General features: G+C 58.2%; 11 protein-coding genes. All 11 read right to left on the bottom strand.

Annotation, left to right across the window (positions count from 1 at the left end; genetic code table 11):
- Window positions 1-650 precede the first annotated feature (650 nt).
- Window positions 651-947: a translation initiation factor eIF-1A gene (locus IEY38_RS16170; RefSeq protein ID WP_049909223.1), complete on the bottom strand. Its 297-nt coding sequence runs from the start codon at window positions 945-947 to the stop codon at window positions 651-653.
- A 141-nt stretch (window positions 948-1,088) separates the two neighbouring features.
- Window positions 1,089-1,325 carry a UPF0058 family protein gene (locus IEY38_RS16165; RefSeq protein ID WP_188979463.1) on the bottom strand — a complete coding sequence of 79 codons (237 nt, stop codon included), beginning with the start codon at window positions 1,323-1,325 and terminating at the stop codon, window positions 1,089-1,091.
- Between the two features lie 512 nt (window positions 1,326-1,837).
- Window positions 1,838-2,593 (bottom strand): DUF7289 family protein, encoded by a 756-nt coding sequence (locus IEY38_RS16160; protein WP_188979461.1) that lies wholly within the window; start codon window positions 2,591-2,593, stop codon window positions 1,838-1,840.
- The gene (locus IEY38_RS16155; RefSeq protein WP_188979459.1) at window positions 2,590-3,054 is read right to left on the bottom strand and encodes a DUF7266 family protein; all 465 of its coding nucleotides are present in this window, start codon (window positions 3,052-3,054) and stop codon (window positions 2,590-2,592) included. Before IEY38_RS16155 ends, IEY38_RS16160 begins: the two co-directional genes overlap by 4 nt.
- On the bottom strand, window positions 3,051-3,923 hold the full coding sequence (locus IEY38_RS16150) for a hypothetical protein (protein ID WP_188979457.1): 873 nt from the start codon (window positions 3,921-3,923) through the stop codon (window positions 3,051-3,053). The genes IEY38_RS16155 and IEY38_RS16150 overlap by 4 nt, the downstream gene beginning before the upstream one ends.
- Window positions 3,917-4,489 carry a DUF7288 family protein gene (locus tag IEY38_RS16145; protein ID WP_188979455.1) on the bottom strand — a complete coding sequence of 191 codons (573 nt, stop codon included), beginning with the start codon at window positions 4,487-4,489 and terminating at the stop codon, window positions 3,917-3,919. Before IEY38_RS16145 ends, IEY38_RS16150 begins: the two co-directional genes overlap by 7 nt.
- A 2-nt stretch (window positions 4,490-4,491) precedes the next feature.
- The gene (locus IEY38_RS16140; RefSeq protein ID WP_188979453.1) at window positions 4,492-5,016 is read right to left on the bottom strand and encodes a DUF7287 family protein; all 525 of its coding nucleotides are present in this window, start codon (window positions 5,014-5,016) and stop codon (window positions 4,492-4,494) included.
- Window positions 5,017-5,073: 57 nt separating this feature from the next.
- Window positions 5,074-7,110 carry a type II secretion system F family protein gene (locus IEY38_RS16135; RefSeq protein ID WP_188979451.1) on the bottom strand — a complete coding sequence of 679 codons (2,037 nt, stop codon included), beginning with the start codon at window positions 7,108-7,110 and terminating at the stop codon, window positions 5,074-5,076.
- On the bottom strand, window positions 7,107-9,599 hold the full coding sequence (locus IEY38_RS16130; protein ID WP_188979443.1) for a type II/IV secretion system ATPase subunit: 2,493 nt from the start codon (window positions 9,597-9,599) through the stop codon (window positions 7,107-7,109). The genes IEY38_RS16135 and IEY38_RS16130 overlap by 4 nt, the downstream gene beginning before the upstream one ends.
- 137 nt (window positions 9,600-9,736) lie before the next feature.
- Window positions 9,737-10,882, bottom strand: coding sequence for a pyridoxal phosphate-dependent aminotransferase (locus IEY38_RS16125; RefSeq protein WP_188979441.1), 1,146 nt, complete (start codon window positions 10,880-10,882; stop codon window positions 9,737-9,739).
- Window positions 10,879-11,373: an Lrp/AsnC family transcriptional regulator gene (locus IEY38_RS16120; RefSeq protein WP_188979439.1), complete on the bottom strand. Its 495-nt coding sequence runs from the start codon at window positions 11,371-11,373 to the stop codon at window positions 10,879-10,881. The genes IEY38_RS16125 and IEY38_RS16120 overlap by 4 nt, the downstream gene beginning before the upstream one ends.
- Between the last annotated feature and the right edge of the window lie 87 nt (window positions 11,374-11,460).

The following is an 11,460-nucleotide window of genomic DNA, read 5'->3' as shown; positions in this document are numbered from 1 at the left end:
GCAGGATCAACCGGAATGTGCTGATATACATCAGCGGCGGAAGTGGTTGCACTCCGTCGGAAGCTAACACACTGGTTCCTACGCCAGTGTTGACTACTGCATGGGTCCGTGGGCTCACATCAGATTCCATCTTGACGGCGGACCGCAGGGGTGGAATCCTCATGGGGTGGATCTCGCCAACCCCAGAAGGGGAAGACGAGATCCGTTCGTGGCTCAGGCCGGCCCAGGTGGCCGACCGAGCATGTCGATCCGGGCTCGCTGCCCGGTGCGACCTTCGCATTAGTTCAGAAGACGGGGGAACATATAAATGAATCGTCTCGGACACGCTCTGTGCAGCACACACACGACGCATACGTAACGTGATGCCGTGACACGCATAACCGCAAGACGGCGACAGGATGTCTATGATCCGACGTGTCCTTGTGTTTAGGTTCTGATATAGAGGTCAGTGGGCAGGGGCCAGCAATCCATTATATATCAATCGGGAGGAGTACAAACCGAACAGTAGACAGTCTTAGTGTACCAGACGGTATGACGAAACAGGCGACAGGACACGCAGAGGTCAACAGTTAGAACAGGGGACAATGCGGGTCGCGATGGAGAGCTATCTCACCGTCGTCGTGAACCAGGACGCGGGTACAGTGGTAAAATTAGGCAGTCAGCGAGTCGATGTGGCCTTCCGAACGGAGCTGGTCGGCGTCCTGCCCCTTGTAGCGCCATTCGATGTTGGCCTTCTCGTCTTGCCAGTCCCACGGTTCGGCGAGGACGATATCGTCCTCGTTAATCCAGGTTCGGAACTTCATCCGACCGGGAATCCGGCCGAGTCGGGTTTCGCCGTCCTCACAGCGAATGCGGACATGGTTCCCGCCAAGGTGCTCTGTTACCACTGCAAACATCTCGTCGTTTGTAGGCATGCGGAGATTCCGCCGCCCTGAATCGTCGCTCACAGCATAAATACGGTCGCCTCCCGTATAAGTCGTTTGAGAGGCGAGATAGCGTTTACCATGCGGCCGTGCCACGGCAAGAACTGACCAATAGCTACTGGGAATAGTGAAACGGTGTGAACGAACTGACGACAGTACGTCGATTCAGTCGGCAGTCAGCGCCTGTGGTTCGTCGGCTTCCTCGACCATCGCATCCGTCAGTCCAGAAGCGAGCGCAAACACCGCTTCCTTGTGGTCTGTCTTCGATTTGTGGATCGACGTCGGTTTGACACCGAGCTCGGCGTACAGGTCGTGCTCAACAGTGGTGTCCGCTTCGTGTTCGTAGTGGTGCTGTACCTGCGCGAGAAGACTGTGAAGGTGAATGAGTTCTTGCTTCTTCATTAGTATCCAATCTTATGGAGTGGAGGGTAATAGTACTACCTTGCCAACGGATCACACGCAACTGCCGCTCACATACGACACTCACTACTCTCAGATGCAGATATAGAGTCTTTTACCGACGTATAATCGTCTGTATCACGGAGTTCGCCTAGCGCTCGGGCTGTTCGGTTCGCGCGCATTCTTGTAAATACAATTATATAAAGACGAGGCGAGAACGCTAACGCCTGAGAGGAACTAGAGGGGGTGTCCACCTGCGAAGCGCTCTCAATCATAAAAGACCACGACAATATATTAGATTTCGAACACTTAATGCGTGTCGAGCACGTATGTATCTCTGTGATGAACTGGAAGCACCCACGAGACAAGACTGCGGCTATGGCGAAACAAGAGGAAGCAAACAGCGGGACCCGGTGGTCGTTTATCGCAGCGCTGATGACCGCTGCATAACGGATTTTCACCGCTTAGTACTGTATCCGATAGCGGCGGGTCTCTCGGCCGCAGATAGAGGCACGTCAGGTGATAGTCCGGATATCGACTGTCGTGTTGTGGACTACAGCGCGGTTGATGCCGGTACACTGGTACGTATGCGGTTCTGAGTGGCCTGACCAGTCCGATAGTTCCTGCTCAAACAGGCGGTGCCATGCATCCGGATACGCAGTCTCCGAGACGTTGATCGAGACGGTTGTCGCGGATGGTGACTTGCCAGCCTGTGGCGAAACAAGCGTCTTATTCTGGATAGCGGTCTCGATCGTGAGACGGCCCGACGACGAGAAGTCGGTCTGTCCGTCAAGCGAAAGCACGGAGAGGTATACGCTGCCGCTATCAGGAGCACACCGAAAGCTAGGTTTCCGTGAGACGACCAGTCCCTCCTGCTGGACTCGATACACCGCACCGCTGGTGTAAACGATATCAGTCCCCAAGTCAGTTTCCCGAACGAACGCTCCGGTCGAGATATTTGTTGAACGTCCGTCGACAGTTACGTTCAGCGTTGACGCCTGGAGCGAGAGTCCGTGCCCCTGGAGTTTCATACTCGTGGTCCTTCGAGGGGCGCCGCTCTGGATATGGTCGTCCGTGGTTTCTGCGAACCCAATCATCGACGTTTCTGCGACATCGGTTGTCGCCCCCTGTTGGATGGCATCGAACGCTCCAAGCCCGCCAAGCGTCACCAGCGCAATGCCGGTGATGATGATACTGAACGTGAGCGTAAATGCGAGCAGGTCGGACACACCACGGTCGTGACTGTTTTGGCTTGACAGTGGTGTGGTCATCCGCGTGTCACCTCCATACAGTCGGCGGACGCATTATACGAGACAGCCAGTGGGCCGCTGGAGACGACAGATGGGCAGACGTTAGTTTCATTCGCAAATCGGACGACAGCGTACCGATTCAATCCTGTTGCGTTCACGTACACGCGCGTGCGTGACGTATCAGGCGAGACCTCGACATTGTACGATTGGTCAGCGATCCGCTCCGGATACGTGGCACGAAACGACACTGTCGAATTGAGGGTCTCAGTGTCGAACGCATCCAAGCGAATCAAGTCGCGCGCGATACCATCGCCGACGTTCTCCAGCGCTTCCTCTGTCACTCGCTCACGCTGTGAATCGACCATCTGGCTCCCGCCGATGAGGAGACCGGTCACCAGCAGCGACGTGATACCGATAGTGAGTGCCTGCGTGACTGCGGGTGAGACGGCGCGGTTGTCAGACAGGAGGCGGTCGAGGCTCATCCGTCGTCCACCTCCACGAGAACTGTTCGGTTGTAGCTCGCAGATGGCGTATCGTATGTTGTGTCGACAGCGGGAACGACGGGATACGGCGCGGTGTCTCCACGCGGGAAGGTCCCCGTGGCTGCGAAGCGGTACGTTCCCTCGGCCTTATTTCCGTTCTCTATTTCCACTGAGTACGGAGGGTCGAGGCTGTGGTAGCTATCGAAGGAACTGCTGTTGCTTCCGACAGTACACGAACCAGCAACCAGGTCGACGTCGACGTTGGCAGTTCCATTACTATTATAACACTGCGTCTTTCCGTCGACCGTGACATTGTTTCCACCATCAACTGTGCTCGGCTCAATTGACACTGTCAGGTCCGTAGAGCCGTTTCGAATGACGACGGTGAAAGTATTCATCGAACCACCAATGACGTCCGCAGTGAGGTTGAATACTGCAATGCGAGAGACATCATTCGCAACCGGCCAGTCGTTCTGCGGACCACCCGATGAGTTTTGGAACTTTGAGGGCACCGTCTGATTTAATTCTGTGCCGAGCGACGCCGACTCGTTCAGCGTCGCGTTGAGATAGGTCCCGCCACTGCTAGCGACAACCCGGTTGTGTGTCCGTGTGTAATTCTGGAGCGCGTTCTCGTATCGCTCCTCAAACCCATCGGGGTCATCGCCCTGCGTTTGGGCCGCGAGTCGTCCAAGGTCGCGTTCGACAGAGGCTTCGCGGTCAGCAGAACGTTCGATAGTATCTGCACTCCCGGTAGTCGTGATACTGTCAGTGACAGCGAGACTGTGGGCAAACAGTATCGTACTGAATACGACGATAGCGACAGCGATACCGCCGACCAACAGCAGTTGCCCGCGCTCGTTGGCTACCATACGATCAGACGCACCTCCACGACGTTGTAGACGATAGAGTCGGGCTCTGCGTCAGGAGCGAAGTACCCGTCGACGGTCGAGAGGGGCGGTCCAGTACTGCTGCAGTCGCCGATTCGAGCTGGCATATCGTCGGTCAGTGTCACCGTTTCGGTCGCGACGGCCGCATCAGCCGGCCTCTCAGCGACGTTCTCATCAGACTCCTGCGATACAAGGGCAGTCTGACGCGCGTCCGAGTCACGGTCCCAGTAGCTCAAGTAGAGATTGTACTGGTCGCCCTGGCGGTCGAAGGTCTGGTTCAACATCATCTCGAACTCGGTGGAACTGCCCGTCTGATTGCCGTTGAGTGTCGGCGTTCCGACGCTGTAACACGCCGTCGCGTTGTGCAGCGCTCCGGTTTCTGCCGCCAGTGAGAGCGTGTCGCTCGCACGATTCTCCAGTTCTGCTGTCCGCTGCTGGGCACCTGTCTGGAACGGGCCGGTGTCGACTGCCGACAGGCCGTAGACGGTCGCCGTCACAACGACGATAGCCGCGAGCACCCCTTCCAACGTGTAGGCTTGGCCACGCATCGTTACCACACCCTCACGACGAGCCAGCAGACCGCGTCGCACTGGTCGGTCGAGTTGGTCAGTTTCACCACACGAGATGTGGTCGCGACGTTCGTCCGGCCGTCAACCGACGGTCCCCAGGCGAGCCGCTGGCCGTGGCCATCAACTGCCGGGTCCCGTGTCCCTGCTTTGAGCGCTGACGCGTTGACCACCGTTACGTTCACCCGCGGGTTCACGCGGCGTTCCGTCGCGACATCGAGTCCAGCGTTGTCCCTGAGACCATCGAGATCGGGGCTATCCGCGTTGAGGGACGCATTGATCCCACCACTCGTGTTGTAGCGAACGAGATTCCGTGTGCCGTCCACCGAGTGGTTTTCGACGAGATACGTTGCTGCCCTGTCCGCAATTGGTTGGTTACGCTGTACATCTGGGGACTCGTACACGCCGACTGCACTACCCTGTACGAATGCCAATACCCCGATTATCGTCACGAGCAGGACGCTCACCCCGACGGCGAAGTCCTGCGGTGTTTGTGCTCTTGTATCCATGTCCCACACACCCCATTTGCTGTTTGATACGTCCGCTGCCGAACCGCGAGTCCGATGCTAGCCCACGGCGATCCACACCACCAGTGCAATCGTCGACAGGACGACTGCGAATTTTACGCCTGCGACAAGTTTCACTTCCCGAATATAGCCGGCGATAAACGACGACAGCAGCGCCTGTAGCGTCACTGCATGGAAGAACAGCATCGACAGTAGTTCCGTGTCGACGCTGCCACCGAAGCCGCCGCCGGGCGCGCTCGAACTACTTGACCCGGAGGCCTGCGTCGCCAGTCCCGACATCACATCGAGGAACTGTGTCTTCAGCAGCGCCATCACGCCGAGCAACGTCAGGTACGTCATCAGGATAATGACCGTCTGCATCCGCGTCCGGGATTTTCGTTCGCGTTCGATGTCGTCTTGATTCTCCGAGGCCTGGGCAGCCGTCGAGAGCACGTCCTGAATCTGGCTGGAGGCTTCCTGTGCCTCTGCGATGAGCTTGACTGTCCGCGCCAGCCGCGGGACGTTGTACTTGTTGTTGAATTCCCGAAGCGCGTCTTTCAGGCTCGTGCCGTAGTTTACCTTTGCGTGGATTGTCTCGAACTCCTCTGAGAGCTTTCCGGAGGACGTCTCGGAGACAACCTTGACCGACTCCAGCAGCGTCATCCCGGTATCGTTGGCTGATGCGAGCTTCCGGAGGTTTTCGGAGAGCTTCCCGATTATCGCCTTCCGCGAGCGCTGGTTCCACTCGTAGAAAATCATCAGCGGGATGAAGTTGATGTACATCGGGACGTACACCCAGAAGAACGTCGAGCGGACCGGGACGGCGATCATCCCATCCAGCGATAGCGGGGCCCAGCCGATGACGATCGCCGCAACGATGGCGAGAATTGACAGCGGAACTGTCAGCCACAGCACTAACAGCGGATGGTCCCGGAAGAACAGGTCGGGGCGCGTAAGGATAGCGAGGAGTTCGTGGGTTCCCTCCCGACTCTTGATCCGGTCGAAGACGCTGTAGGTCCCTGTGTAGCTCTCGATGAGCCCGAGGTTGAACACGCCGACACCTTCGTCGACGACGAGTTCCTTCTCGCCGGGGCTCGAACGCAGATAGCCGTCCCCGATAGAGTCCTGCGTGACAGTCGAGACGAGGACCAGAAATCCCAGACCTGTCAGGGGAATTAGCCCGTATACGGTCCCGTAAATGAGGGATTTCTGTGCGTTGCCCATCATCGACATGATGACCAGAATGATAATGAGAAGCAGTGGGAACAGCGAGAGCGTCATGTACATCTCGCCGAACAGCTCCAGCGTCTCCAGCATCTTCTCCTGTTCCTGCCGGGCGGTTCGCATGTGCTTTTCCTTCTGATCTTCGAGGAAGGAGGTCATGTCCCCGCCGGAGTTAATGATAGAGAGCATATCCGTCAGGAATTGGGATAGTTCGTCCGACGGGGTTTGCAGCGCCTGGTTCCGGACAGCGGTCCGGTAGTCGGTATCGAAGTACTCCGTCTCCAGCACGATGGACTGGAACTCCTTTGCGACCTCACCGTACGTGTCTTCGGCCTTCCCCATCGACTGCAGAATTTCGAGTTGGTTGAGTCCGCCCACGGACAGCGCATACATGAACGAGATCGAGTCGGACAACAGGACGTTGATTTCGCGCTCGCGTGCGCTCGCACGGAAATACGGTATCGAGACCAGTGATCCGAATCCGATACCGAACCCGATAGCACCGAAGACGAGCCCAGTCACGATGACGAGGAAGGGGAGTTTCAGCACGGCGAGGGTCTCTGAGACGCTCTCTGACACTGGAATCCCGATGAGCGTCGGTGCTTCCCCGCCAGTAAACAGCAACTGGACCAGCAGATACCCGAGGAACGTGCCGACGAGCCACAGTGCGAGCCCCGCAATGACGCCGACCGCGAGCGCGCGTGCGAGGAACATCTCGACGTTGTCGGCCATCCGGGCCTCCGCGAGTTTGTTCTCGACACTGTTGACGAAGTCGCCCTCGTCGTCGAACACCATCTGGTACGCCGGGTAGAACGTGTCACCGAGCGCACCGCCGCTGCCCACCTGTTGCTGACCCGGTGTGTCGAGGCTCATTCGCTATCTGCCTCCGCTCCGGCCTTCGGAACGAACTGGCCAAAGTCGATACTGTCTTCGTCAGCGCTCTCCTCGGAATCGTCCATCAGCGCCGAAACGATGTCCGGCGTTTCGCGGCTCTTGTACGTGTTGAACAGCGGCTGGGCGTTGTCTAGCACCTGCTTGGTCTCCTCGACCATCTCCGGGGGCGCGTCCGGCCGAGGCACCATCTCCTCTTTTTCCGGGTCGATGTCGATCTTGACAGATTCCATCTCCCGGAGGTCCTCGAGTGACAGTTCGAGTTGATCGTTGGCGATGAGCGTGAGAATGGTGTCGGGGTCGTTGATGAACGCCTGAATAGTCGCTGCGACCTGCGTGTAGGTGTTCAGCCCCTTCTCGATGAGGTACGCGAGGACGACCTTGCGCTTGAACAGTTCCTCGTCGAGTTTATCCTGGGTCCACCCGCGGTCGAACTTGATCTCTTCGAGCGTGTTCGAGTTCCCCATCTGGATGTACTCGTCCGTCTCGGCGCGCCACTCGTACACGTCCCGAACGTTGATCTCGTCGTTCTCCGCGGAGTACTCGTTGATTTCGGTCAGCGACTTGTTCCGCCGGACCTTGTTGCCGTCGACCCGCGTCTGGGTCTGGATCGACACCAAGTCGAGCGCGGTAAACAGCGTCTTCGAGACGTTGATCGGCTCGGTCGTGAACCGCTTGATAACCTCGCCGACGGAGTCGGCGTGGAACGTGGTGTAGGTGGTGTGGCCGGTCGACATGACCTGGAACAGCGTGCGGCCTTCCTCGCCACGGATCTCCCCCATGACGATGTAGTCGGGACGCTGACGGAGGGCGGCCTCAAGCAGATCGAACTCGTCAACGTCGCCCTTGTCGTCCTCGCCGAAGGATGGGCGCGTGACGCTGGCCACCCAGTTGCGCTGTGGCAGTTCGACCTCACGCGTGTCCTCGATAGAGACGATCTTGGAGTTCGATGGGATGAACAGCGAGACGGCGTTCAGGCTCGTGGTCTTCCCCGAAGCAGTACCGCCGGCGAAGATGAGGCTCTTGTTGTTCTCGATACAGAGCCAGAGGAACGCCATCTCGTCCAGCGAAAAGGTGTTCCAGTTGATGAGGTCGATCGGCGTGAACGGCACATCTTTGAACTGCCGGATGGTGTAGTTCGTCCCGTGGTCGGACACCTCACGACCCAGCGTCAGTTGCGCACGCGATCCATCCGGCAGGGTCGCGTCGACCTGTGGCTGTCGCTTCGAGATACCCTTGCCCGAGCGCTGGGCGAGTTTCACGACGAAGTCATCAAGTTCGCCTTCGCCGTGTTGGACGTTCGAGATGATCTGCTCGTAGTCGGTGTGATAGACGAACACCCGGGAGTTGTACCCGTCACAAGAGATGTCCTCCACGTTGATGTCGTGTTTGACACCATCGATCCGGGCGTAGCCGACGAAGTCCCGTTTGAGCATGTACAGCAGCTTCTCGACCTGATACTCGTTCAGTTTCGGGTCGTCGTCTTCGAGGATAGCCGGCTCGGGACGTGTCGAAATACCTGAGAGCGGTCCCGTGGTTTCGCTTTGCGTCTCCGATTCGATCCCGAACAGTTCCTTGACCTGTCCGAGAACGCTCTCTTCATCGCTACTGGAGACCGAACCGTTGTAGAGGTCGTACCGCGAGAGGAGTTGTTCGGCCTCCCGCTGGATGACCTGTGCCCGGTCGGCGTCGGTCCCCTGAACGATCACGTCGTCCTCAGAATACTTGATTGCGGTTTTGAGCTTGCCCGAGAGGAACTCCCGAAGGTCGATCTCAATATCGGTGAGGTACGGCTCAATGACGTAGTACTTTTTCTCGTTCTCTTTTCGTGAGTGGAAGATGATGACGCAGGCGTAGGGCTTGTTGACCCAGTACCGTTCCAGTTCGTTGAAGTGAGATTTCTTCGACTGGGGAACGGCTTTTTCGAGGTCGTAGCGGTTGACGACGGTCGTGTGGCCGTCCCGTGTCGAGAAAAACTCGTCTTCGTCCAGTTCCGGGTTCACGTCGACGGTGTTTTCGTCGACGTACTCATGCAGTTCACTGGCGATGTCTTCGGCGGCGGACAGCCTGTTCTCCGTGTGTTCGGGGTCGAAGTTCAGATACTCGCTTTCGTGAAAAGGGATGACCTCGCCGTCACTGTCACGGGGGAGACTGCCGTCCTCGTAATAGTACTCCTGTTTGAAATGCTCCCACGTGTAGATGTCTTTCGCGACTGGTGTCGTGGTCGGGTCGAGATACTCTTCGAACGGCGCTTGCAGTGTTTTCCCGGCACTTGCCGCGTCTTCGAGTCGCTGACTGAGTTCTCTCGGCTCGAAGCCGAGGTACACGCTCCGATCGAACCGCCCCCCATCGTGTACCTCCCGCCGAAGATCATCCCACGTATATTCGCCGACCCGTACAGGCTCGTCAGTCAGGTTTCCCCCACCGTTGACCTGATCTGACTCACCTCCCCCAGTATCATCGATAGCCATTGTTATTCATCTCCCGTTAGGCAGGAAAAAACTTTACCCCCACTAACTGTCACTGAAAAAGAGTTTCCGGGTAATTGTATCACGGTCTCCTCACGGTAGTAAGTGAACCGTACTGAATGTTTCGCCGGGAGTAGTTGTCAATTAAGGAACGACTCGATCCGGGCCATCGCTTCTTTGAGATCGTCGAGACCGGTCGCGTACGACACACGGAGGTGGCCCGATCCGCCCTCACCAAAGGCGGTTCCGGGCACGACTGCGACCCGCTTTTCTTGCAGCAGACTCTCGGCGAACTCACCGGCATCGTCCCAGGGACACTCCGGGAACGCGTAGAACGCCCCGGACGCCGGGAAGCAGTCAAGTCCCATCTCTTCGAAGCGCGTGAGGACGTACTTCCGTCGGCGATCGTACTGCGCGGCCATCTCCGTAACCTCGTCGCGGCAGTTGTTGAGCGCTTCGATAGCGGCGTGCTGGGCCGTCGTCGGGGCCGAAAGCATGGAGTACTGATGGATTCGGTTCATCGCCTCGATAGCCTCTGGGGGGGCCATCGCGTACCCCAGTCTGAACCCTGTCATCGCGAACGCCTTCGAAAAGCCGTTGAACACGACGGTCCGCTCACGCATCCCGGGGAGGGTAGCGATAGACGTGTGGTCGTGTTCGTACGTGAGGTCGGCGTAGATCTCGTCGGCGAACACGAGGAGATCGTTTTCGCGGCAAAAAGCCGCCACATCCGCCATCTCCTCGGCCGTCATCGTCGCTCCGGTCGGGTTGTTCGGGTAACAGTACACGAGCGCGTCAGCCTCGGCCGCACCGGACGATTCCAGCACCTCTCGGGTGAGCTTGAACTCGTCTGCCGCGCGTGTCGGAACGTCGACAACGTCGATACCGGCGAACGTCGCACCGGGGACGTACGAGACATAGCAGGGCTGGGCGATAGCGATCGAATCGCCGGGGTTCAGCAGTGCCCGAAACGCGAGATCCAGCCCTTCGCTCGCCCCCGCCGTGACGAGGATTTCCTCAGCAGGGTCGTACTGCAGGTTGTGCGCCGCCGCTTCGTAGTCCGCGATGCGTTCCCGGAGCTCCCGTTTCCCGCGATTGGCGGTGTAGGACGTCTGGCCGCGTTCGAGCGACGCAATCGCGGCTTCACGGGCCGCCCACGGGGCCGAGAAATCCGGTTCACCGACCCCAAGCGAGATGATGTCGTCCATCTCCTCGGCCAGTTCGAAGAACCGACGGATGCCCGAGGGTGGCACGCTGTCGACTCTGTCTGCCGGCTCGAACGTCATGGTGAGACAGACAACCGGTCGTCGTCGTCGTGGTCGTCGAACTCCATCCCCTGCTCCTTGTACGACTCCATGATGTAGTGGGTTACCGTCTGCGTAATCTCGGGGATCGGCGCGATTTTGTCGCTGATGAAATGCGACACTTCGCGCATCGAATCGCCCTCGACCTCCAGATCGAAGTCGTAGTCACCGCTGACGAGGCGCAACGACGTCACTTCCGGAAACTTCGCGATCCGCTCAGAGATGTCGTCGTAGCTGGTTTCACGGTCCAGCGTGACGTTGAGTTCGACGGTGGCGCGGACGCGTTCCTCGTCGCTCTCGACCGCGTTCCAGTCGACGACTGCTTGGTAGCCGCGAATGATACCTGCCTCCTCGAATTCCTCGATAATCTCGGCTACCTCGCTCTCGGAGTAATCGGTCAACCGAGCGATGTCCTCGGTCGTGTAGCGAGCGTTCTCACGTAGCAGGTCGAGTATCTCGCGGCGACTGCTCATACAGTGCCAGCAGAGTGACGCGGACAAAAGCCTTGCTCAATAGTGGGAGAGGGTCACATCATTTGGGCCGAAATACACCAGACGGTT

It is taken from the genome of Haloarcula sebkhae (genome assembly GCF_014647415.1).
Taxonomy (GTDB): domain Archaea; phylum Halobacteriota; class Halobacteria; order Halobacteriales; family Haloarculaceae; genus Haloarcula; species Haloarcula sebkhae.
The sequence above is the reverse complement of the archived record's forward strand: the minus strand, read 5'-3'. Positions and strand labels throughout refer to the sequence as shown.